Annotated in this window: 17 protein-coding genes, 1 riboswitch and 2 other annotated features; of the genes, 14 read left to right on the top strand and 3 right to left on the bottom strand. The window is 38.4% G+C overall.

Translation table 11 applies throughout. The features are described from left to right. The 6 genes from AB3I27_RS07380 to AB3I27_RS07355 all read left to right on the top strand — a co-directional run bounded on the left by AB3I27_RS07380 (window position 1) and on the right by AB3I27_RS07355 (window position 9,212). Window positions 1–2,301, top strand: coding sequence for a glycoside hydrolase family 3 N-terminal domain-containing protein (locus AB3I27_RS07380; RefSeq protein ID WP_002345320.1), 2,301 nt, complete (start codon window positions 1–3; stop codon window positions 2,299–2,301). A gap of 6 nt (window positions 2,302–2,307) precedes the next feature. After that, window positions 2,308–3,279, top strand: coding sequence for a LacI family DNA-binding transcriptional regulator (locus tag AB3I27_RS07375; RefSeq protein ID WP_002313410.1), 972 nt, complete (start codon window positions 2,308–2,310; stop codon window positions 3,277–3,279). Between the two features lie 21 nt (window positions 3,280–3,300). After that, window positions 3,301–4,698 carry a glycoside hydrolase family 1 protein gene (locus AB3I27_RS07370; protein WP_002308322.1) on the top strand — a complete coding sequence of 466 codons (1,398 nt, stop codon included), beginning with the start codon at window positions 3,301–3,303 and terminating at the stop codon, window positions 4,696–4,698. 155 nt (window positions 4,699–4,853) lie between these two features. Further along, a complete protein-coding gene (locus AB3I27_RS07365) occupies window positions 4,854–5,477 on the top strand; it encodes a hypothetical protein (protein WP_002308324.1) in 624 nt (207 codons plus the stop codon). Between the two features lie 556 nt (window positions 5,478–6,033). Next, the gene (locus AB3I27_RS07360; protein WP_002346112.1) at window positions 6,034–8,127 is read left to right on the top strand and encodes an LTA synthase family protein; all 2,094 of its coding nucleotides are present in this window, start codon (window positions 6,034–6,036) and stop codon (window positions 8,125–8,127) included. A 218-nt stretch (window positions 8,128–8,345) separates the two neighbouring features. Continuing rightward, the gene (locus tag AB3I27_RS07355) at window positions 8,346–9,212 is read left to right on the top strand and encodes an Rgg/GadR/MutR family transcriptional regulator (RefSeq protein ID WP_002308327.1); all 867 of its coding nucleotides are present in this window, start codon (window positions 8,346–8,348) and stop codon (window positions 9,210–9,212) included. A gap of 21 nt (window positions 9,213–9,233) precedes the next feature. Here the strand turns inward: AB3I27_RS07355 and ndk are convergent, their stop codons facing one another. Beyond that, window positions 9,234–9,671 carry a nucleoside-diphosphate kinase gene (gene ndk, locus AB3I27_RS07350; protein WP_104760102.1) on the bottom strand — a complete coding sequence of 146 codons (438 nt, stop codon included), beginning with the start codon at window positions 9,669–9,671 and terminating at the stop codon, window positions 9,234–9,236. Between the two features lie 171 nt (window positions 9,672–9,842). Continuing rightward, window positions 9,843–10,017: riboswitch (M-box (ykoK) riboswitch) on the top strand. A 342-nt stretch (window positions 10,018–10,359) separates the two neighbouring features. Here ndk and mgtA point away from each other — a divergent pair. The 7 genes from mgtA (at window position 10,360) to nhaC (ending at window position 20,107) form a co-directional block, all read left to right on the top strand. Then, window positions 10,360–13,008 (top strand): magnesium-translocating P-type ATPase, encoded by a 2,649-nt coding sequence (gene mgtA / locus AB3I27_RS07345; protein WP_002320011.1) that lies wholly within the window; start codon window positions 10,360–10,362, stop codon window positions 13,006–13,008. Between the two features lie 87 nt (window positions 13,009–13,095). Further along, a complete protein-coding gene (locus AB3I27_RS07340; protein WP_002308332.1) occupies window positions 13,096–13,767 on the top strand; it encodes an HAD family phosphatase in 672 nt (223 codons plus the stop codon). A 76-nt stretch (window positions 13,768–13,843) separates the two neighbouring features. After that, window positions 13,844–14,078 (top strand) — a binding site (T-box leader). 42 nt (window positions 14,079–14,120) lie between these two features. Further along, window positions 14,121–14,359, top strand: a binding site (T-box leader). Window positions 14,360–14,417: 58 nt separating this feature from the next. Then, complete coding sequence (locus AB3I27_RS07335) at window positions 14,418–15,491, top strand: methionine ABC transporter ATP-binding protein (RefSeq protein WP_002308334.1); 1,074 nt, start codon at window positions 14,418–14,420, stop codon at window positions 15,489–15,491. Window position 15,492: 1 nt separating this feature from the next. Next, window positions 15,493–16,173, top strand: a complete 681-nt coding sequence (locus AB3I27_RS07330) for a methionine ABC transporter permease (RefSeq protein WP_002308335.1) — start codon at window positions 15,493–15,495, stop codon at window positions 16,171–16,173. Window positions 16,174–16,189: 16 nt separating this feature from the next. Further along, the gene (locus tag AB3I27_RS07325) at window positions 16,190–17,029 is read left to right on the top strand and encodes a MetQ/NlpA family ABC transporter substrate-binding protein (RefSeq protein ID WP_002313417.1); all 840 of its coding nucleotides are present in this window, start codon (window positions 16,190–16,192) and stop codon (window positions 17,027–17,029) included. Window positions 17,030–17,060: 31 nt separating this feature from the next. Then, window positions 17,061–18,284 (top strand): M20 family metallopeptidase, encoded by a 1,224-nt coding sequence (locus tag AB3I27_RS07320; protein WP_002320010.1) that lies wholly within the window; start codon window positions 17,061–17,063, stop codon window positions 18,282–18,284. Window positions 18,285–18,688: 404 nt separating this feature from the next. Continuing rightward, window positions 18,689–20,107, top strand: coding sequence for a Na+/H+ antiporter NhaC (nhaC, locus tag AB3I27_RS07315; RefSeq protein WP_368022957.1), 1,419 nt, complete (start codon window positions 18,689–18,691; stop codon window positions 20,105–20,107). Window positions 20,108–20,488: 381 nt separating this feature from the next. On the opposite strand, the gene AB3I27_RS07310 is transcribed toward nhaC, so the two are convergent. Together AB3I27_RS07310 and AB3I27_RS07305 are read right to left on the bottom strand one after the other, a co-directional pair. Next, a complete protein-coding gene (locus tag AB3I27_RS07310; RefSeq protein ID WP_002293791.1) occupies window positions 20,489–20,932 on the bottom strand; it encodes a DUF305 domain-containing protein in 444 nt (147 codons plus the stop codon). A gap of 194 nt (window positions 20,933–21,126) precedes the next feature. Beyond that, window positions 21,127–22,467: an amino acid permease gene (locus AB3I27_RS07305; protein WP_087064059.1), complete on the bottom strand. Its 1,341-nt coding sequence runs from the start codon at window positions 22,465–22,467 to the stop codon at window positions 21,127–21,129. A 281-nt stretch (window positions 22,468–22,748) separates the two neighbouring features. Here AB3I27_RS07305 and AB3I27_RS07300 point away from each other — a divergent pair, with 281 nt between their 5' ends. Beyond that, window positions 22,749–23,645, top strand: coding sequence for a hypothetical protein (locus tag AB3I27_RS07300; RefSeq protein WP_002334915.1), 897 nt, complete (start codon window positions 22,749–22,751; stop codon window positions 23,643–23,645). Window positions 23,646–23,697: the final 52 nt, after the last annotated feature.

Genomic DNA, 23,697 nt, shown 5'->3' with positions numbered 1-23,697 from the left:
GTGTACGATTACCCGTATCAAAACCCAAAGTTAACCATCCGCCAAAGAGTAGAAGATTTACTTTCGAGGATGAATATTGCTGAAAAAGTAGGACAGGTAAACCAGCATTTGTATGGTTGGGAATGTTATGAAAAAAACGGAGACAAGATCGAATTAACAGAAAAGTTAAAAGAACATGTTAAATGGGGAGGCGGTCTGGGTGCCTTATACGGTCTGTTTCGCTCTGATCCGTGGTCTAAAACAGATTATAAGAATGGGATTCCTGCAAAAGAAAGCTGGAAGGTGGCTAACCTAGTCCAAGAATATGTACTACAGCATTCGCGATGGAAAATTCCAGTTTTGCTTGTAGAAGAATGTCCACATGGTCATCAAGGTTTGGATGGGATTTCTTATCCAACGAATATCGGCCGTGGAAATACTTTCAATGTAGCATTATTAGAACAATCGAGTCGATTGATGGCAAAAGAACTGGCTGCTAAAGGTGTTCATTTAGCGCTGGTGTCGACTTTGGATCTGGCAAAAGATCCTCGTTGGGGAAGGACAGAAGAGTGCTTTGGGGAAGATCCGATTCTCTCAGCTCGTTTTTCTGAAGCGGTCGTTCGAGGGTTCCAAGGAGAGATTATTTCAGAAAAAGTTTCTTTTCTTGATCAGACAGTAGAGGAAATCAATAAGAAGAAGGATCAGATCGGTGTTGTGTTAAAGCACTGTATCGCACAAGGAGAAGCTTTAGGCGGTCATAATTCAGGCACAGTAACGATTGGACGCAGAGAGTTCTCCGATATTTACGGACCATTATTGAAGAGTACAAGAAATGCAGTAGGTGTCATGGCTGCTTATAATGACATCGACGGGGTACCTTGTCATATCAATCGAGCGCTTTTTGAGCAAACATTAAGAAAAGAGATCGGTTATCAAGGGATCGTTATGGCAGACGGTGTGGCTTTGGATCGTTTATCCGATGTTTTTACAGATAAAAAGACTGCTGCAGCATATGCATTAGCGGCAGGAATCGATCTCAGTTTGTGGGATGAGACCTATACCAAGATTGCAGAAGCCATTGATAATCAAGTCGTAGATGAAAAGCTACTAGATCAAGCAGTTCGCCGAGTTTTATCTGTCAAATTTTTATTAGGTTTATTTGAACAGCCATTTGCAAACGATCCAAAGGAGTATTGGGATCATCTCATGGAGGAATCAGAGCACTTAAATTTAGAGACAGCAAAAGAAAGTATCACTTTACTAAAAAATGACGGTATATTGCCGTTGGATCAACAAGTAAAAAACATTGCAGTTATAGGTCCAAATGCTCACGATGTTTACCACTTGTTGGGAGACTACTCTGCACCACAAACAGAAGACCGTTTGAAAAAAACGATAGTACAAGAGATAAAAACAGAGTTTCCCCAATCAAAGGTTTCTTATGCACAAGGATGTGAAGTAAGAAATCAGGAGGATCAGGAAGAAAAATTATTAGAAGCGGTGACCCTTGCTCAAAACTCAGATGTGATCATTGCAGTTCTAGGTGGATCAAGTGCGCGGAACTTTGATATGGAATTTCTTCGTAACGGGGCAGTTTCATCGAAAGGGATCAACATGGATTCTGGAGAAAATGTAGATGTTGCTTCTCTTTCTTTAGGTGGATACCAAGAACAGCTGATTGAACAATTGTATCAACTAGGCAAGCCAATCATCACGATACTTGTGCAAGGAAGACCCTACGATTTGATGAAAATCGAGTCATTTACGAATGCCATTGCAACAGCATGGTTTCCTGGACAGGAGGGTGGAAAAGCCATTGCGCAGATGATTTCTGGAAGAAATAACCCAAGCGGACGATTGAGTTTGTCTTATCCTAGAAATAGTCGGCAACTACCTGTTTATTACTATCAGCGTGCTGCTTCTAAACAAGAGAATTATTATGATTTAAGCGGAAGTCCATTTTATCCTTTTGGACATGGTCTAAGCTATACAACATTTGAATACAGTCAGATGGAAGTCAAAACGGATATTGACAAAGTAATAATATCAATTAAAGTTAAAAATACAGGAAGTGTTTCAGGTAAAACAAGTACTCTTGTCTATGTCCGATTAATTGACGGCGCTGTCATCCAAAGAACGAAATTATTGAAAGCTTTTCGTAAAGATGAATTGCGGTCTCAAGAGGAAAGACTGCTTGTTTTTGAACTCACTTCTGAAGACTTTAGTTATATGGATATTGATGACAAGCGGCATTATGCAAAGAAAGCGGTCATCATGGTCGAACAACAAGAAAAAGAAATCAAATGTAACTGGCAGGAGTGAAAATGTATGGCATCGATCCGTGACGTGGCTAAGATGGCTGGTGTTTCAGTGGGAACAGTTTCCCGCTATTTAAACGGTCAGCAGCTGAAGGAAAAGAATATGGAAAAAATATCAGAAGCGATTTCAGCGTTGGACTATAAAGAAAACATCATTGCTAAAGGATTGAAGAATAATCGAAGTTTCTCTATTGGACTGTTGATAAACGGGATATCTAGCCGATTTGGTTCGGAGGTTGTTTCAGGGATCGAAAGAGTAGCTGAAGAAAATGGGTATAGCTTATTATTAAGCGGGTTTGCCGATCAGCCAGAAAAAATCGAACAAAAAATCGAATACCTGATGAAGCATGCGATCGATGGATTGATCGTCTTCTTATCAGAAGAAGAGTGGTCTGGATTTGAAATGCTGACAAAAATGAGTATCCCAGTTGTCGCATTGAATTGTCCGGATGGGCCAGCAGGTATTGATACAATAGTAGTGAATGATCGAGAAAGTGTAGCAAAAGTGATTGCTCATCATGGCGGACAAGGACATAAAACAATAGGATTTATTGCTGCCGCTCAAACAGATTACGTAGCAAGAGAACGTTTAGCTGGAGCCAAAGAAGCGGTACAAAAGGATCCGTCTATCCATTTAGAGATCTTTACAGGAGACTATTCTAGAAAAAGCGGCTATTACGGGGCAAAAGCATTATTAGAAAAAGGGGCAACTGCTATTTTTGTCAGCAATTACAACATGTCGATTGGTGCCATCGAATGTTTCAATCAAGAAGGTGTCAGAATCGGGAAGGATATTGCGTTCAGTCACTATGATTATTTAGATAAAAACGATCTGAGTATCCTTCCAAAAATCACGATCACGCCACCAACAGATAAAATCGGGGAACGAGCAGCAGAACAGCTGTTGAAACGAATCAAAAAAGAAGAGGAAGAAAATGAAAAAGTGATTGTGATGGAAAATATCATACATGGAATCAACTAAAAAAGAAAAAGAGGTGCTTTGATGAAAAGATATCAATTTCCAAAAAATTTTTGGTGGGGCTCTGCAGCAAGTGGTCCACAAACAGAAGGAAGAATTTCAGGCGATGGAAAAGGAGAGAACATTTTTGATTATTGGTACAAAAATGAACCGCAAAAGTTCTTTGATCAAGTAGGACCTGAAAAAACCTCGCAAGTTTATACGAAGTATCAAGAGGATGTACAGTTGATGAAACAGACTGGGCATAATTCATTTCGAACCTCTATCCAATGGAGCCGTTTGATACCTGATGAATCTGGAACAATCAACGAAGAAGCCGTTCGTTTCTATCATCACTATTTTGATGAGTTGATTGAAAACGGTATCGAACCCTTTGTTAATCTGTATCATTTCGATATGCCGATGTATCTGCAAGAAAAAGGCGGATGGTTGAACCGAGAAACGGTTGAAGCCTATGAAAAATACGCAAAAAGTTGTTTTCAATTGTTTGGCTCGAAAGTAAAAAAATGGTTTACCCATAATGAACCAATCGTTCCAGTCGAGGCAGGCTATTTGTATCGATGGCATTATCCGGAAGAATCAGATATGAAAAAGGCAATCCAAGTTGGTTATCATGAAGCGTTGGCTTCAGCATTAGCCATCAAAGCTTACCATGAAATGGATCAAAGCGGTGTGATCGGAATCATCTTAAATTTAACACCGAGTTATCCAAGAGACGAATCAAATCCCGAAGATGTTAAAGCAGCACGAATAGCAGATGCGTTCTTCAATCGTTCATTCCTTGATCCAGCTGTAAAAGGCGAGTTTCCCAGTGAATTGATTGAGAGAATAAAAGAACTCGATCTAATGCCGGAGATTCATCCAGATGATTTGACGATCATTAAAGAAAATACAGTAGATCTTTTGGGAATTAATTATTACCAACCACGCCGAATAAAAGCAAAAGAAACACCAATCGATACTAAAAACGGTCCTATGCCTGAGGATTACTTCGACAATTATGAAATGCCTGGTCGTAAAATGAATCCTTATCGCGGATGGGAGATCTATGAAAAAGGAATCTATGATATTTTGATCAATGTACGAGATCATTATGGGAATATCGACTGTTTTATTTCTGAAAACGGCATGGGTGTAGAAAATGAAGCACGATTTATCAAGGAAGATGGTATGATCCACGATGATTATCGGATCGAATTTGTTCAATCTCATCTGAAATATGTCCATCAAGCCATTCAAGAAGGTGCCAATTGTTTAGGTTATCATATGTGGACATGCATGGATAACTGGTCGTGGACCAATGCCTATAAGAATCGTTACGGTTTTATTTCAGTAGATTTAGCACAAGATGGAAAAAGAACGATCAAGAAATCGGGTCATTGGTTCAAAGATGTATCAGACAGAAATGGATTTGAAGCTTAAAGAATAGCCAAGAGAGAATGTATGAAAATTCCCGTTCTTACCGCTTCAGGAAAAAGAAGTTCAATTATTTACGATCTTTTTCAACTTTTTTGTCTTTCTATTTCATTTTTTGTATATAATAGAATAGTCAAAATTAAATAGGAGTGGAGGAAGGCATGAGGAAAAAAAGACCGTTTCTTCTCTTTTGGTTATTCGGTTTTTTCTTACTGCTTATTTTATCCGCAGCATTTTCAGGAAAAATGACAGCAGATCTTGCTCAGAAAGAAACAGAAAAAATCGTAGCAAGCAAAGAATCAGTAGATAATTTCAAAAAAGAATTCTCAACTTATTGGTGGGAGGAATATAAATTAACTGCCAATTACGAAAAAGGTGAATTGGACATCTATTTGCCAAAAGGAAAAGAAGAAAATCAATTTATCAATATCGATGACGTACTTAGTGCGATTTCTCTCAGACAATATCAATTCAAAGACAAACATTTGGTCGTTTTGCTTTTGACTCATGATGGCGACAAGGTAGCACGTTTGAAAAATGGAAAAGTGGTTACAGCTTATTCTGAAAAAGTGGACAAAAAAGTGGTGGCCGATCGACTAGCGGAATGGAAAAAGACCAACGAACAAGTCAAGAAAACAACTGCTTCTTCTCAAAAAAACGAGTCGACAGAACTAAGCCCTTCAGATTCTGGCAGTGGACAAACGATAACGGGAAATGAAGAAAATCAAGCCTCAATCATTACGAATGAGTCATCAGAAGGACAATATCAAACCTATGGACAATGAAAAACAGAAGTTGTGACAGAAGTGGTCAGCTTCAAGAAATAAGAAGAAATTTACGAAAAGTGCTTCTCAAGTTTTTGTAAAATTTCGGCTTATTTCCGAAGAAGCTACTTCTGGAACACCGTGAATCAGAGGTTGTGAAATCAGCGGTTTGACCTGAGTATTAGAGAAAAAAACGGGAAAATAGCTCCTCATATTTTGCCGTTTTTTGAGCTAATACCGAAGGTCAGCTGATTGAACACCGTTTAGTGGAGAGGTTGTGAAAAAGCTGTCCTGCATCAAGAAATAGGGAGCTGCGACAAGAATTTTGTCACAGCCTCTTTTTTTTGTACGAATACCGAGAAACTACTTTTGAATACTATAGAGTAAATCGGTCACCACAAGATTTTTATCTCCTTACTAGTTTAACCGCTTACAACATAGCAATTTTATGCTGTGAAAAATGAATGGAATAATCTTTAGAAAGAATAAAAAAATCTTAAGATAACAACTTTTTTAGGAAATTTTCATTTTTCAGGAGCAAAATAAGAAAAAATGTGAATAGAGAGAAGTGATATACGTGACACAACTTAAAAAATTGTGCCAAAATCGTTTAGCAATCGTTTTGACAGCTGTTTTCTTTTTCTGGCTGAAGACGATCATTGCCTACTATGCAGATTTTTCATTAGGTGTGGAAGGTACGATCCAGTACTTTATCTTGTGGATCAACCCGATTGCGACTACCTTATTGTTTTTTGGCCTTTCTTTGTACATTAAAAATCCAAAGCCAGCGTTAGCCATTCTTTTGATCATTGATATTTTAAATACGCTTTTGTTGTACTTGAATATTATTTTTTATCGGGAATTCACAGATTTCATTACAGTCAAATCTGTATTAGGCTTTTCGAAAGTGTCACAAGGGTTGTCTGGAAGCTCCTTTTCTTTGATGAAACCCCATGATGTCATCTATTGGTTGGATATCGCTGTGTTCATTGGGCTACTGGTTTGGTTGAAGGTCAAGAAAATACCTATCAAAAGCAACCCTGTCAGCAAACCGATGGCTATCGCTGTTACCTGTCTTTCAGGATTGATTTTTTCAGGAAATTTAGCGTTGAGCGAAGCCAACCGTCCCCAATTGCTACAGCGGACATTTGACCGTTCCTATATTGTCAAATATCTAGGAATCGATGCGTACACTATTTATGACGGAATCAAAACAGGAATGACTAGCAGTGTTCGCGCGCATGCAAGCAGTAATGGAATTGATGAAGTTTTAGACTATACAAAGAAACATTATGCAGAGCCAAATCCTGAAACATTTGGGATTGCTAAAGGAAAAAATGTGATTGTTCTTCATTTAGAAAGTTTTCAACAGTTTTTGATCAATATGAAGGTAGACGGACAAGAAGTCACGCCGTTTTTAAATAGTATTTTCCAGAATCAAGCAACGATCAGTTTTGACAATTTCTTTCATGAAGTAGGACAGGGAAAGACAAGTGATGCTGAAAACATGTTGGAAACTGGCACATTTGGTTTACCTCAAGGCTCATTATTCACAGAACTTGGGTCAGATAATGTCTTTCAAGCAGCACCAGCGATCCTTGGTCAAACAGAAGGCTATACAAGCGCTGTTTTCCATGGGAATGTAGCTAGTTTCTGGAATAGAGATCATGTATATAAAAATTTAGGGTATGACAATTTCTTTGATCGATCTTATTTTGATGAATCCGATGAAACGTTAGGTTATGGGATATTAGATAAAGATTTATTCAGAGAATCTGCCCAATATCTTGAACATCTACAACAGCCGTTTTACACGAAATTTCTTTCCGTAACCAACCACACGCCTTATTATACGGATGACAAGAATTTCGACTTTCCATCTTTGAATACTGGCAATAGCACAGTAGATAATTATGTTCGAACGGCCCATTATCTGGATCAATCATTGGAACAATTTTTTACGTATTTGAAAAAATCTGGTATTTATCAAAATTCAATCTTTGTGATTTACGGGGATCATTTTGGGATCTCGAATACAGATAATAAAGATTTAGCAAGTGCTCTTGGTAAAGATCCAGATACATGGGATGAATTTGACAACGCACAGATGCAACGAGTGCCATTGATGATCCATATGCCTGGTTACACTAAAGGGACAGTCAATCATGAATACGGTGGAGAAATCGATGTTTTGCCGACATTACTACATCTATTGGGAATCGATGATAAAGATTATCTTCATTTTGGTACAGACTTATTATCTTCTCAGCACGATCAAGTAGTTGCTTTTCGAAATGGGAACTTCGTGACGCCCAAATACACCGTCCTAGGAGGAAAAGCTTACAATAATCAGACAGGAGAAATCATCGATACGAAAGCAGCAGGAATCGACGAGGAAATCTCCAAAGATCAGGAAAAAGTCAAGACTGCGTTAAGTCTTTCAGATAAGCTGAATCAGGAAAATCTCTTGCGGTTTTATGTGCCAAACGGATTTGAGACGATTGATCCGAAAAAATATGACTATAAAAACGAAGCGGAACGTAATGAAGCAATCGAAAAGCAAAAAGGTGAACATTCGACCAGTGTCTTTTCAAAAAACGGCAATAAAACAACGACTATCCTATATCCAGTAACAGGAACCAATGCGGAGCAGCAAAAAAATGATCAATAAACAATCAAACCAACCTTCAGGGATTAGACAGCAGTCTCATGCTTGAAGGTTGGTATTTTTTATGAGAAAAACATTTTTTTATTTTTTTCGTGTATTTTTTATTTTTAACGTATCTATTTATTGAATGCGGAAAATTTAAATTGAAATAATCATTCCTCTTATTGGCAAGCATTCTGGAAAAGCCAAAGGTTAATTTCAATTAAAAAAGGAGAACTATTATGTATGATGGAGAATTGATTAAGAAGCTTCGAGTCAACAAAAAGCTGACACAGACCCAATTAGCGGAAGGAATCTGTTCTAAAACTTCGCTAGTCGGGATCGAGACAAATTCAGTGAAAAAAGTATCGTTTGGAACATTGAAATCATTTTTAGAGCGAATGAACATGACACTTGCCGAATATGAATGGATACGAAATCAGCTTGATGAGCCAAAAAAATTAAAGAAAAAAAGACGAATGCTAGATCGGATTCAAGAAGACAGCTTTGATCCTTACAAAGAAATTGCTAATAACCGCAGGCACTATAAGAAAACAGAAGATCTGTACTATTTGGTTTTGAATCTGCACATGTCCAAAAAAACAGAAGTATCTGAGACGGAATTTGAATTTTTGCGTTATGAATGTCGTATCATTGAAGAATATTTGATGCAAGTACCAGAGTATGGGCAATTTGAAGTATCTATTCTAGCAGATTTTCCTTGGATATTCAGTGATCGTTTTATTGAGAATAATTATTTGAAAATCAAAAAAAGAATGCGACGGATCGCGCAACTGAATAATCACGAGCAGTATCTCTTTACTTTTTTGACGAACTTGACTTTGTTTTATATAGAAAATGGTCGCTTAAAAAAGGCACGTAGCGTGAATGAAGATATGAAACGGAGTTTAGCGCATAAAGAAAGAAGTACAGTGATTTATGAAACATTGATGGCGGATTATTACCAACGACTGATTTCTGCTGCTTTAGGGGAAGAAAAATCGGAAAATCACCAAGAGTTTTTCGCAGTGATCGAATATACATTAGGGAAGAATCAAAGGAATTCTTTAGAGAAAAAACTGCTGGCCATTGCTAAACCCAGCAGTTAGACCAACAGTTTAGGATTTGTATCACTTCGCCGCTTTTTCAGACGGTTTGTTTGTATCGAATAGCGGGAAAAAGCGGGCGATCTCTTTTGTTGCAGCATCACGGGAATCAGAAGCATGGATGATGTTTTCAGTCCCCGGCAGTGCATAATCTCCTCGGATCGTACCTGGAACGGCATCCGCCGCTTTTGTTGCTCCGACCATCTTACGGACGATATCGATCACTTCCTCGCCGACCAGCACAAGATAAACGACCGGTCCAGAAGTCATGTAATCGATAAGCTCATCAAAAAAACTACGTTCAGTCAAGTGCTGATAATGTTCTTTTGCTAGTTCAGGTGTCATCGTTGCAAATTTCATTTCAGCAATGGCCAGTCCCTTTGCTTCAAAACGTTGGATGATGCTTCCGACCAAATGGCGTCTTACGCCGTCTGGCTTGATAATAACAAGTGTTCGTTCCATAACAGCACCTCGTTTCCTACTATAATTCTATTATAGCGGGAGGTGGAAAATGAGACAAATAAAACTGCGTGAGACAGGAAATATAACGCGTGTATTTTAAAAAGTATGAAAAACATGGAAAATTGATTTGACATCCTCTTTTTTAGTTGTTATATTAACGAGGGAAAACCGAATAGGATTTGTTAGGTGAGGCTCCTATACAAACATAGGCTACTGCCCAAAAACGTCGAGAGACGCCAATGGGTAGAACAGGAATTGTCGAGATAAGGCTTTTCATAAGGTAGCTAAAAGCAGATATTTGCTTTTTACGTTGTACAGTGTCAAAACTCAACGATGAGATCTGAGAAGCTTTTTTTGATTTGCTTTTTCAAACCTTTCGCTGAGTATTTGGCGAGAGGTTTTTTTGTTGCCGCAAATCCCATAGGTGAAAAAACAAAAAGGGAGGTGAGCGAGTTGGGAAAATAACTATTCGAAAAATGATTGGAAGTCATGAATTAAAATTACTTAGTAAAGGAGATGAGAACAAATGGATGACAGTCATTCGAAAAACAAGGATTTAGAGGAAAGGCCAGGGCTATTATCTATCTGTTCTCAGCCCCTTTCAGCATTTTCTCTATCGATCCGATGAATAGCAAAAGACCAAAAACAGCGAGAACAGCTGTCTTTTGGACACAAAGGAGAGATCGAGATGGAAAAAAAGAAAGATACACAAAAAATCTATGCAGCTTTTGCTGGAAAAACGAAGCAAGAATTATTTGAATTGTTCCATGCATCACCAAATGGATTGTCAGAAGAACAAATCGAGCGTTCAAGAGAAACTTATGGTGAAAATGCGATTTCATATGGCAAAAAAACACCATTCATTATAGAAATATTGAAAGCATACATCACACCCTTTACATTAGTGTTGATTGCATTAGGAATTATTTCATTCATTACGGAATACGTATTAGCCGCTCCAGGAGATAAAGATCTCTTTGGTGTAGCCATTATCTTCACTATGGTTATCGTCAGTGGGACGATGACGTTAATCCAGTCTGTGCGTTCTAATCAAGCAGCTGAAAAACTGAAATCACTTGTGAAAGTAACGGCAGCTGTCAAACGAAATGGCGAGTATACAGAGATTCCTATGGAAGAAATCGTCTGTGGAGATCTTGTTCGGCTTTCAGCAGGAGATATGATACCAGCGGATATGCGTTTATTGTCCGCAAAGGATCTATTCATTTCTCAAGCAGCATTGACAGGGGAAAGCTATCCAGTAGAAAAGCATGCGAAAGTATGTGAAGACGATCAGCAAAGTGAAACAAGTTATGAAAATCTTGTCTTTATGGGAAGCAATGTCATCAGTGGAAGCGCGGAAGGAATCATTGTTTCTGTCGGAAATGACACACTATTTGGGCATGTAGCAGAAACGCTATCTGAAAAACCCATCCAATCAAGTTTTGAATTAGGCATCCACAAAACATCCATGCTGCTGATCAAATTTATGTCATTGATGGCTCCAGCAGTTATCGTTATCAATGGGCTTACAAAAGGAGATTGGTTAGAAGCTTTTCTTTTTGGATTATCTGTGGCAGTTGGTTTAACGCCTGAAATGCTTCCAATGATCGTTACGACGAATTTGGTCAAAGGAGCAAGTGTGATGGCCAAAAAAGGAACAGTCATCAAAAATTTAAATGCTATCCAGAATTTTGGTGCGATCGATGTGTTATGTACGGATAAAACGGGAACATTGACACAAGACAAAATCATTCTTGAATATCATATGGATTGTGAAGGAAATGAAGATGATCGTGTTTTGCGCCATGCTTATCTAAACAGCTACTATCAAACAGGGCTGAAAAATTTGTTAGATGTGGCTATCATTGATGAAGCAGCAGAAACTTTAGATACAGATACAATCAATTATCAAAAAGTAGATGAAATTCCTTTTGATTTTGAACGTCGCCGTATGAGTGTTGTAGTCGCTGATCCGGCTGGCAAAACACAGATGATCACAAAAGGCGCGATTGAAGAAATGTTGAACATTTCTAAATTTATTGATCTTGGTGGTACTGTCGCACCATTAACAAAAGAACGAAAAGAAGCGGTGCTTGCAAAAGTACAATCACTTAATGAAGACGGCTTGCGAGTGATTGGTGTCGCACAAAAGACCAATCCAAGCGTTGTTGGAGAATTTTCAGTCAAAGATGAGTCAGACATGGTTCTGATTGGTTATCTTGCTTTCCTTGATCCACCAAAAGAAACAACAAAACAAGCGTTGAAAGCTTTAAAAGAACATGGTGTAGCTGTAAAAGTTCTGACTGGGGACAATGAATTAGTCACACGGTCTGTGTGCCGTCAAGTAGGCCTAGAAATCAATGAATTGATTACTGGTGAGAAAATCTCGGAAATGAATGATCATGAATTAGCGCAAGTAGCTGAAGAACACGAAGTATTCGTAAAATTGAATCCTCAGCAAAAAGCACGATTGACGACAGCTTTACGTAAAAATGGGCATACTGTCGGATTTTTAGGAGATGGTATCAATGATGCTCCAGCAATGAAAGTGGCTGATATCGGTATTTCCGTGGATACAGCTGTGGATATCGCAAAAGAATCAGCAGACGTGATCCTTTTAGAAAAAGATTTGACGATTTTGGAAAGAGGCCTTCTTTCTGGAAGAGAAACTTTTGGAAACATCATGAAATATATCAAGGCAACAGCAAGTTCTAATTTTGGCAATATGTTTTCCGTACTGATTGCCAGTACGTTCTTACCATTTTTACCAATGTTGCCTTTGCAACTTCTATTTTTGAATCTGATCTATGACGTTTCTTGCATTTCCTTACCATGGGATCGGATGGATAAAGAATATTTGGATGAGCCAAAGAAATGGAATGCATCTAGTATTGGAAAATTCATGGTTTATTTTGGTCCAACAAGTTCGATTTTTGATATCACTACTTACTTGTTGATGTATTTTGTTATTTGTCCTGCTGTAGTTGGTGGAAGTTTCCATACATTGGATAGCTCACAACAAGTGATTTTTATCGCATTATTCCATGCAGGATGGTTTGTCGAATCCCTGTGGACACAAACATTAGTACTCCATGCATTGCGTACACCGAAAATACCATTTATCCAAAGCAATGCAACATTTGCCATGCTGGTTATCACTACATTAGGAATCATTGTCGGTTCAGTCCTTCCATTCACAGGATTTGGTGCTGAGTTAGGCTTGATGCCGCTCCCTGGCAATTACTGGTTATGGTTGTTTATAACAGTCGTCGCTTATCTGGCGCTTGTGACAGCTGTGAAGAAAATCTATATCCGTCGATTCCAAGAACTCTTATAAGTGATGCGGCTGGGCTCTATGCTTCTGTTCATTTTGGATCAGTCATGCTAAACTAGGTGTATTGTTTTGGAAAGGATTAATGTATAGATGAAAGGTGCAATATTTGATTTAGATGGTTTGTTAGTGGATACGGAAAGAACGTATCGGGATGGTTGGCTTTGGGGATTCCAGCAATTTGATATTCATATCCCGAAAGAAATCGTTGACGCTTGGGGCGGAAAAAACTGGAAACAAAGTTTTGATATTTTAGTGCAGGCAGCAGGCAGTCCTGAAAAAGTGCAGGAAGTCCGAGCAAAGCGTGAAGAATATTTTTATCAACAGCTGACAAGTGGAGCTATCCAATTGAAACCCTACGCAAAAGAAATATTGACAGACTTAAAAGAACGTCATATGAAACTAGGGATTGCTACGACAACTGTTACGAAAAGAGCAACAGATATCTTGGATCACTTTCAATTAGCCGATTACTTTGATACGTTTACGTTCGGAGATGAAGTATCGGAGAACAAGCCTTCACCAGTCCCTTATCTGACAGCTTTGGAACGAACAGGATTAGAAGCTCTTTCAGCTTTTGCAGTGGAAGATTCTTTAGTAGGAGCGACAGCCGCTTCACGTGCAGGACTAGGCGTTGTTTTGATTCCCGATTCCAGTTTTGTTCGAAATTATAGCGTCGAAGAGAAGGAAAAATTGAACCTTCTTGCGGAAGGAAAAGATCTTCGAACTGTTATTGAAATGTTAGATAAAAAAACAGAAAAATAAATATAGAAAAAATAATTTGGATTTCATGCTTGACTTTTCAGTTTTCCTCCTGTAGATTATTCCCAACAACAAAATATTGATTTCGTTGAGAAGGAAAGTAAGCTTGGAAACTTTGCAGAGAGGCTCTGGCTGGTGAGAAGAGTCAAGTAAGAAAAGCTGAAAAATGGCCTTGGAGAATAATTTGTCGATAAGTAGGCAAATTCGGAAATGTTCGACCGTTAAAACGAACGCCAATCTCTCTTTTTGAGATGTTGGGCTTGAGGGAAGGAAACTTCCGAAAAAAGGTGGTACCACGATACGTCGTCCTTTTACTGACATAGTTTATGTTAGTAAAAGGATTTTTTTTTTGAATATTATTTGCATTGAAATGGTAAGTACGATAGAAGAACCTTTGACAGAGAGCTTCGGTAGCTGAGAAGAAGCAAGGAACGACTATTGGAAAATGGCCATCGAGCAATTCATCCCGAGCATAGATGTAAGGCGGTGACGGCTGCGACCGATATCTTGCTAGAGTATGATGGTACTTGAAGAGGAGTTGTGTGTGAACACAGCTTGAACATGAGGTGGTAACACGCAAAAAGGCGTCCTCAAGAAAATGACTATTTTCATTTTCTTGAGGATGCTTTTTTTATAGACAAGGAGGAATGTTAATGATTGAATTGCGAGATATTTCTGTATGTTTCAAACAAAAAGAAAAAGAGATACAGGCAGTAGATTCTGTAGATTTAACGATTGAAAAAGGGGATGTTTATGGGATCGTCGGTTACTCAGGTGCAGGAAAGAGTACGTTAGTCCGCGTGATGAATTTGTTGCAGAAACCAACAGCAGGAGAAGTCATCGTCAATCAGACGAATTTAAGCCAGCTCTCTCCAAAAGAATTGCGAAAAGAAAGAAAGGCCATCGGTATGATCTTTCAGCATTTCAATCTAATGGAAAGTCGAACGATTTTTGACAACGTAGATTTTTCTCTAAAGTATTCTGGAAAATCAAAACAGGAACGTCGTCAAAAAGTGAATGAACTACTGGAACTTGTCGGTCTGGAAGAAAAAGCATCTGCGTATCCTAAACAACTGTCGGGGGGGCAAAAACAACGAGTGGCAATCGCACGAGCTCTGGCAAATGAACCTAAAGTGTTGTTATGCGATGAAGCAACTAGTGCACTTGATCCGAAAACGACCCTTCAGATCCTTGCACTGTTAAAAAAACTAAATCGTCAGCTAGGTCTAACAATCGTCCTGATCACTCATGAGATGCAAGTTGTCAAAGAAATCTGCAACAAGGTAGCGGTTATGGAAGCGGGGAAAATCATTGAAAAAGGTAGCAGCATCCAGATTTTCAGTCATCCTGAAGAAGAATTGACTAAAGATTTTATTCGGACAGCGACACACCTTGACCAAGCATTGGAAACAATCAGTGCCCATGCTGCTTTTGCCGATCAGATTGCAAATAAATGGTTGGTGGAATTAAGTTATATCGGCAACCAGACGAACGAACCTCTAATCGCTCATCTTTACAGCAAGTACCAAGTAACAGCGAATATCTTATACGGTAATGTAGAGCTATTACAAGAAACACCCTTAGGAAGTTTGATCGTTACTTTAGCTGGAGAAACCAAACAGCGGCAAAAAGCATTGGATTATTTGATTAAATCTGGTGTAAAAGTAACTATTTTACAAAAAAATGAATTAGATAACCGTATCAAAGTAATCGAAGGAGGAAACTAAAATGACTGAATTTTTTAAAACATATTTGCCGAATGTCTATTTGATTCCGGATGAATTCATCGAAGCGACAAAGCAAACACTATATATGTCTTTTTGGACGGCATTCATTGGTGGGATCATCGGAATCATCTTAGGTGTGACGTTAGTAGTGACACGTCCAAATGGATTACTAGCTAACAGGCTGCTGTTCGAAATACTTGATAAGTTGATCAATATCATTCGTTCCATCCCTTTCATTATCTTGCTTTCTCTTTTAGCTTTGACTACTCGTTTCTTAGTTGGAACGACGATTGGTGCCAAAGCAGCTTTAGTCCCTTTGATTTTTGGCGTTGTCCCGTTTTTTGCCCGTCAAATCGAGAATGCACTGCTAGAAGTTGATCCTGGGGTGATCGAAGCAGCAGAAGCGATGGGCACGAGCCCAATCGGCATCATTTTACGTGTTTATTTGTTAGAAGGGTTACCTGGTATCATTCGGGTCTCAGCGTTGACGATCATCAATGTGATCGGACTGACTACCATGGCTGGAGCAGTAGGTGCCGGAGGATTAGGGAATCTTGCTATATCGAGAGGATATAATCGATTCCAAACAGATGTAACGATTGTCGCTACATTATTGATTCTGGTCTTAGTTTTTTTGAGTCAATTTATCAGTAATCAACTGATTAAAAAAGTCACACATTGAAAGTGGAGGAGAAAAAATGAAAAAAATTATTCGTTTTGCAGTCATTACATTTGTAGCAATTATTTGGTTGGCAGGATGCAGCCAAGGAAAAGCAGCTACAACTGACAAAAAAGAAACGACCGTAAAACTAGGGATCATTGGGGAAGATACAGATGTATGGGACGATGTGAAAGACCGTTTGAAAAAGGAAAACATCCATTTGGAATATGTGAAATTTACAGATTACAATCAGCCAAATGCGGCTTTAGCAGATGGATCGATCGATTTGAATTCCTTCCAACATCAATTCTTTTTAGACAATTACAATGAAGAACACGGAACTGATTTAGTATCGATTGGGAATACGGTTAATGCACCGTTGGGAATTTATTCCAATACGTTAAAAGATGTGGCTGATATCAAAGATGGAGCAAAAGTTGCAATCCCTAATGATGTCACGAATGGCGGCAGAGCTCTTCTGTTATTGCAAACTGCTGGATTGATCAAAGTGGACAAGGCAAAAGGCCAAGCGCCTACCGTTTCTGATATTACCGAGAATAAAAAAAATCTAGACATTTCTGAGTTAGATGCTTCCCAAACAGCACGTGCTTTGTCAGATGTAGATATTTCAGTCATCAATAGCGGTGTAGCTGTAGATGCTGGATTTAATCCCGCTTCTGATGCAATCTTCTTAGAACCAGTCGATGAGCATGCACGTCCTTATGTCAATATCATCGTTGCAAGAAAAGAAGATGAAGACAATAAAACGTATCAAAAAATAGTAGATGCCTATCAAACAGAAGAAACAGCCAAAGTAATCGAAAAAACATCAAAAGGTTCAAGCGTACCTGCATGGGAAACATTCGGGAGAAAATAAGAAAAAACGACTAGCATAGGAGGAAATTTTTATGACAACCACACTCTCAACAAATCAATTGAAGGATCTGATTCAATACCGTTTACCAGAATATCAAGCACTTGCACTAGCTATCCACGACCATCCTGAAGTAAGTAATTATGAATTTTATTCCTCAGCAGCTTTAATCAAACAATTGGAAAAAGAAGGATTCTGGGTAGAAAAAGAAGTAGCTGGGCACCGAACAGGCTTTGATGCACGTTATATTTCCAATAAACCAGGTCCGACAATTGCCTTTTTGGCAGAATTTGATGCTTTACCAGGTATTGGTCATGCATGCGGACATAATTTATTTGGTACTTACTCCGTATTAGCAGCCAGCATAGTGAAACAATTCATTGATGAGATTGGCGGAGAAATCCGTGTGTATGGTACTCCGGGGGAAGAAGGAGGCGAAAATGGATCAGCTAAGGGAAGCTTCGTTCGGGAAGGTTTTTTTGAGGATGTCGATGCAGCATTATGTGTCCATCCAGCTTTTCGTTATGGGAAAACGACAGAATCTTTAGCAAATGATCCAGTCGATATCAAATTTTACGGTGTCGCTTCTCATGCAGCAGCAGCACCTGAAAAAGGAGTAAATGCTTTGGAAGCCTTGATCCAAGTGTTTAACGGAATCAACGCTCTACGCTTGCAATTGCCAAAAGATGTCAATATCCATGGAATCATTACAGATGGAGGCGTGGCGGCCAATGTCATACCAGACTACGCTGCTGGACGTTTCTATTTACGTGCAGGAAATCGACAAACATTAGACAAAGTATATGAAAAAGTGGAAAATATCGTACGAGGCGCTGCATTAAGCACGGGTACGACTTTCGAGTTTGGATTGTTCCAAAATGCAGTCGATGATGTCATCGTCACGCCTTCTTTCGATGACTTATTCTTCCAACATGCAAAAGAAGCAGGGGTTCCTGATGAAGAAATAGAAACGGAACAAAGAACAAGTCTAGGTTCTTCTGATGTAGGAAATGTTAGCCAAGTTATTCCAACGATACAGCCTACTGTAGCAATCTCTGAGACATATATTGCCGGACATACAGAAGAATTCAAAGCTGCTGCTAAAAGTGAAAAAGGACTTGCTTCTATTGCGATTGCAGCGGAATTACTTGCCAATACAGCTCTAGATTTATTGAGAGAACCCAAGCTATTAGAAAAAATCAAACAAGAACATCAAGAAATAGTAGCAAGAAAAAAACAAGAGGGCGCTACTTTCTAGTAAAAAGATAAAGTTGTGCGCGAAAGTTATAAAAATAATTTTCAGAAAAATGAAAAAAATATTTTCTTTTTCATTGACAAATGATCTTATGGAAGGTAAACTTCATACAAGTCAACTTTTCACGCAGTAGCGGTTAGGTGTTTTGTTCAGAAAGTCGGTGGTCGCTGTGAACCGATCAAGCCTAATTGACGAATTACATGGAAAGTCCATACATTTGAATAATCGTTTGAAAGTGAAAAACAGATCTGTTTTTAATTAAGGTGGTACCGCGGAGTCATTCGTCCTTAGTTGAAAGCAGGTCTTTTTATTTTTATAAAGGAGGAATCGCGGATGAATTGTGGCGGAGTAATCCGATATCTTAACTTTTTTAGAACATAAGAACAACTAAAAAAGGAGAGATTATCATGGAAAAAAAAGGAACACCAAGTTTTTTAGAAGCAACACTTGTATTGATGGTCATTGTTTTAGGCATTGCGATTGGCGTTGTCGGATTAAAGGTTTCACCTAATATCACGATTTTGGCAGCTATCGGAATGGTCATGTTGTACGCAGTGATAAAAAAATACCCGACAGATTGGTTGCACGAAGGGATCATCAATGGCATCAAACCGGGGATTATTCCAATCTTTATTTTTATTTTAGTCGGTTCATTGATTGCTGTATGGATACAAGCAGGAATTATTCCAACCCTCATGGTCATTGGATTTAAATTGATTAGTGTCCAGTGGTTCGTCCCTTCTGTATTTGTTGTTTGTGCAATCGTAGGTAGCGCTGTAGGGAGTGCCTTTACTGTTATGTCAACGATTGGGATTGCATTTTTCGGTATTGGGACAACACTAGGACTAAATCCAGCCCTTGTTGTTGGAGCCATTGTTTCAGGTGCCGTTTTTGGAGACAAGATGTCTCCATTATCCGAATCAACAAATTTAGCAGCAGCTATTGTTGATGCCGATTTGTTCAAACACATCAAGCATATGATGTGGTCAACTGTTCCGGCATTTGTTGTTTCTTTCTTTTTATTCATGATTTTAGGACACACAAGTAAAGCCGCAAGTCTTTCATCTATTCGTGAAGTGACTGATATTTTAGAAGCAAACTTTACTATTTCGATCTGGTCACTGATTCCTCTATTTTTAATGCTCTTGTGTGCATGGAAAAAGGTACCGGCAATTTTGACGATTTTGTTGAATATTGCTGTAGCAGTAGGAATGATCTTTATTCAAAACCCACAAACTTCCTTAACGAAGTTGGCAGGGGTCATCGAATCGGGATTTGTTTCAAATACTGGAAACCAACAAATCGATTCACTACTTAGCCGTGGAGGAATCGAAAGCATGATGCCAACTGTGTCATTGATTATTCTAACATTGTCATTAGGTGGTTTGTTGATCGAATTTGGGTTGATCTCAACCGTTATGGAACGAGTATCAAGAAAGATGACGAACACCCCAAAATTGATTTTTACAACATTGATGACAAGCATCGGAGTAAATATCTTTATTGGAGAACAATTTCTATCTGTTATCCTGCCTGGTAATTCATTTAAAGAAACTTACGAAAAAGCAGGATTTGATCCAACTGTATTAGGGAGAACACTAGAAGATGGTGGAACAGTAATCAACTACTTAGTGCCTTGGGGAATCGCCGGAAGTTTCGTAGCAAGTACATTTGGCATTCCTACACTCACTTACTTGCCATTCGTGTTTTTCAGTTTGCTTTCACCTGTGTTTTCGATGGTCAGTGCCTTTACAGGTTGGGGGATCTCAAAGAAATTTGTGAAACCGCAAGAAGCAGTAAGCAAGACAGCGCAATTAGAACAATAAAAATGTAAAAAGGGAGTGTGACAAAAGTCTTGTCACACTCCCTTTTACGAGTAAACGGTGTTCAAAAGCCAGTTTCTCGGTATTAAGCCAAATTTATGCAAAAATGTGGAAAGCCATTTTCACAAAATTTTTCTTAATACTCGAAACTAAGCGACTTTTTCACAACCTCTCGATAAACGGTGTTCAATCAGCTGACCCTCGGTATTAGCTCAAAAAATGGCAAAATATGAGGAACTATTTTGCCATTTGTTTCTCTAATACTCAGGTCAGAACGCTGATTTTACAACCTCTGATTCACGGTGTTCCAGAAGTAGCTTCTTCTTATTTCTTGAAGTTGATCACTTCTGGAACATCCTCTTTTTTTATTTGGATGGATAATGGTCATTCCATTTCTTTGATCATTTTTTTCATTTTGTCGATTTCTTCTTCTTGTGCCTGAATGATTTCTTCCGCTAATTTTTTTACTTCAGGATCTTTTAAATCAGCTCGTTTACTTGTCAAGATAGCAATAGAGTGATGAGGGATCATCGCCTTCATCCACGCCGTATCATTGACGGTTGTTTGGCTTCGTACCATAAATAAGGAACCGGCAAAAACAAGAAGACTAGCGGCTAAAATCATAGCATTTATCTTTTTGTTTTCATACATTTTCCACATGAACAACAACATAATGACTGCCATGACTGCACCCATCATCAGCGCCATGAATACACGTGTGCGACTGAAGAAGATATGATCAAGCGCATAAACATTCAAATACATCATACCAAACATGACTACCGTCGAAACACCAATCATCAACAAAAACTTCCAATACTTTTTCATTTAAAACAAACTCCTTTTTCTTCATTCCTTTCTTCTATCATGTCATGAGCGTGGAGAACAATCAATTAATCTGCGCAGATGGTTTTTGAACACCGTTTATTCGGAAAAAAGAACTGCAACAATTTTTGTCGCAGCTCCTTTTTTTCAATAGCTCCAGATATTCAATATAAATAGAATAAAATTCTCTATTGGTTTCATTCATTCGTCAAGACGAAAGCATCATTCTTTTTTTGATAACTGAAATAAATGAACAGGTAAAGCAAACCGGTCAATACAGTTACCCCAATGGAGTTCGTGAATAGGATACCAAGGAAAATCAACCCTAAGACTGCTAATGCAAAAAAGCTGATTCCTTTGTCCCATAACGTTCCTTTCCTTAGTGTCAGTACAAAGGACGCAGCACTGATAATGATCCAGATCAATAATACTGTATAGGAAAGAGAACCTGCCAGATAGCCAAATAATTTGTCACCGACAAAATAAGAAAGAGCCACACCTAGATAAAGAACACTGGTACAAAACAGCACAGCACGTTGCGGTACTTGATGCTTGTTTAAAACAGCTAGTTTTCTAGAGGAACCTTTCCGATCTTTCAAGCGGAAGAACAAAATTCTCGAAGAAGCATATACACCTGAATTGATAGACGAGAACAGAGCAAGAACAATCACGAAATTGACGATATCTGCCGCAAATGGAATATTCATTTTTTCAAATACCATCACAAAAGGACTAACGTTCGTGCCTGCTAAAGTATTCCAAGGAAAAATAATCAAAAGCAAAAATAAAGGAATAATGTAAAAGGAAATGATTCTTCCCATGACGCCTTTGATTGCTTTAGGAATCGCACGTTTAGGATCATCTGCTTCGCTTACTGTGATAGCAATCAACTCAGAACCGCCGTAAGAATAGATAACTACAAGCAAAGAACTGATGATTCCCTTCATACCGTGGGGAGTAAAACCACCATGATCAGTTAATTGTTGAAGGGTAGGGAAAACACCAGTACCCAACATTTGCTGACCGACAAGATAAGCAGCAAAAATGATCAATAGGATAATGACACTGATTTTAGCAAAGGCCAGCCAATATTCTGTCTCTGCGAATAATCGTACCGAATAAAGATTGATGATAGTAGTTAAAACAGCCAACATAAAAACAAATACCCAAGCTGGGATGTGGGGGAACCACAACTGTAAAAAGGAAGCAGCTGCAACAGCTTCAGCAATGATATTGATAATCCACATGGACCAGTAGACCCAATCGGTAAAATCGGCAGCATGAGCACCTAGATATGGACGAATCAATCCAGATAATCCGTGGTGCGTATCGCCACCACTTAAAACAATTTTTCCCAGACCTTTCATCACGATATATAAAATCATTCCGCCAATCAAAAAAGCAATCAATACAGAAGGGCCGGCGATTCCAATCGCTTCGCCACTTCCTTTAAATAGACCTGCACCAATCGCTCCACCTAAAGCTAGCATGGTGATATGTCGGGAGCTAAGTTGTTTTTTTAATTTTTTATCTTCCATAAATAACCTCTTTCTTTTAAATTCACAATCAAAATGTATAGTAAGAATAAATAGTAAGAATAAATAGCAATAATAACAATGACTAATGATAACAAATTTTCAGATAATTACAACTATTCAGAAAACTTTTAGGCATATTTTAATGGAAGAATGATTTATTTCATCGTATTTTCATAGAAATGTTAAATTTTTATAAAAATAATAGGAAGCGTTTTACTGGCTTTTTACTATTTAAACAGGCTATCATAGGAAAAAGTGACAGAGAAAGTGAGGCGGAACAGATGAACAAAAACGACGTATTGCTAATTGCGAAAAATAAATCACTTTATTTTTTTCCTTCCATCCGCTCTTTAGATGTTTGGTCCGGAAAAGATTTACTACAGTCGGAATTCATTAAATCAGCTCGACAACAGTTGGCAAATTATCAGCTGATCGTTTTTTTAGATTATGGATTTGATATGGAGATGGCTCGACGCGTGCGTCCATTTACCAATGCAAAAATCGTGTTATTTTTTTGGAACCACTTCAAAGCAGAACACGAGGCGATGCTGAAGCAGGCACAAGATGAACCGGCAATCGATGAGATTTATCATTTTGATTTTTTAGAAGCGAAAGAACTTGGACTAAAACATAATAGTTCCTTTTATTCGAAACATATGGATTTTTCTTCTAGCGAACCAAAGACGGATCTATTTTTTGGTGCAACGAATAATGGGAGAAAAGAACGAGCAGAAAGCTATAAGCAGGAATTTATAAAAAGAGATGTTACGACCAACTATTTCATTCTTCCGCTTCGAGGAAATGAACAACCTGGATATCTTACTTATGAAGAGTACCTGAAAAAAACTGGGGAATCGAGGGGAATTCTAGAACTGTTGCGGGAGGGTCAGCAAGGAGTGACTTTGCGAACGTTTGAATCTATGTATTTTCAAAAGAAACTAGTGACAGATAATCAAGCCATAGCTCATTATCAGTTTTATCATCCTGAAAATATTTTTTTGCTTCAAGAACGTGATTTAGATGAATTACCGGAATTTTTGCATACGCCATTTCAACCAATCCCATCAGAACTGTTGGAATTTTTTGATGCAGAAAATTGGGCAAAACGTTTTTTCACTACTGACTCCGCTATTTATGAACAATATGAATACGATCTTTCCTCTGTTAAAAATAAATAAAAGTGCCAACCAATCATAGATGAAAATAAACAAGCGCAATTCTTATGGCAAC

This window comes from Enterococcus sp. C46 (assembly GCF_040887565.1).
Taxonomy (GTDB): Bacteria; Bacillota; Bacilli; order Lactobacillales; family Enterococcaceae; genus Enterococcus_B; species Enterococcus_B lactis.
Note: the sequence above shows the minus strand (reverse complement) of the source record. Positions and strands in the feature narration are given on the sequence as shown.

What these genes read in the sequence shown, in the direction of transcription:
- AB3I27_RS07300 (WP_002334915.1), top strand. Translation starts at nt 22,749, where the DNA reads ATGAACAAAAACGACGTATTGCTAATTGCGAAAAATAAATCACTTTAT.
- AB3I27_RS07335 (WP_002308334.1), top strand. Translation starts at nt 14,418, where the DNA reads ATGATTGAATTGCGAGATATTTCTGTATGTTTCAAACAAAAAGAAAAA.
- AB3I27_RS07365 (WP_002308324.1), top strand. Translation starts at nt 4,854, where the DNA reads ATGAGGAAAAAAAGACCGTTTCTTCTCTTTTGGTTATTCGGTTTTTTC.
- AB3I27_RS07305 (WP_087064059.1), bottom strand. Translation starts at nt 22,467, where the DNA reads ATGGAAGATAAAAAATTAAAAAAACAACTTAGCTCCCGACATATCACC.
- AB3I27_RS07320 (WP_002320010.1), top strand. Translation starts at nt 17,061, where the DNA reads ATGACAACCACACTCTCAACAAATCAATTGAAGGATCTGATTCAATAC.
- AB3I27_RS07340 (WP_002308332.1), top strand. Translation starts at nt 13,096, where the DNA reads ATGAAAGGTGCAATATTTGATTTAGATGGTTTGTTAGTGGATACGGAA.
- AB3I27_RS07370 (WP_002308322.1), top strand. Translation starts at nt 3,301, where the DNA reads ATGAAAAGATATCAATTTCCAAAAAATTTTTGGTGGGGCTCTGCAGCA.
- AB3I27_RS07310 (WP_002293791.1), bottom strand. Translation starts at nt 20,932, where the DNA reads ATGAAAAAGTATTGGAAGTTTTTGTTGATGATTGGTGTTTCGACGGTA.
- AB3I27_RS07355 (WP_002308327.1), top strand. Translation starts at nt 8,346, where the DNA reads ATGTATGATGGAGAATTGATTAAGAAGCTTCGAGTCAACAAAAAGCTG.
- nhaC (WP_368022957.1), top strand. Translation starts at nt 18,689, where the DNA reads ATGGAAAAAAAAGGAACACCAAGTTTTTTAGAAGCAACACTTGTATTG.
- mgtA (WP_002320011.1), top strand. Translation starts at nt 10,360, where the DNA reads ATGGAAAAAAAGAAAGATACACAAAAAATCTATGCAGCTTTTGCTGGA.
- ndk (WP_104760102.1), bottom strand. Translation starts at nt 9,671, where the DNA reads ATGGAACGAACACTTGTTATTATCAAGCCAGACGGCGTAAGACGCCAT.
- AB3I27_RS07375 (WP_002313410.1), top strand. Translation starts at nt 2,308, where the DNA reads ATGGCATCGATCCGTGACGTGGCTAAGATGGCTGGTGTTTCAGTGGGA.
- AB3I27_RS07330 (WP_002308335.1), top strand. Translation starts at nt 15,493, where the DNA reads ATGACTGAATTTTTTAAAACATATTTGCCGAATGTCTATTTGATTCCG.
- AB3I27_RS07325 (WP_002313417.1), top strand. Translation starts at nt 16,190, where the DNA reads ATGAAAAAAATTATTCGTTTTGCAGTCATTACATTTGTAGCAATTATT.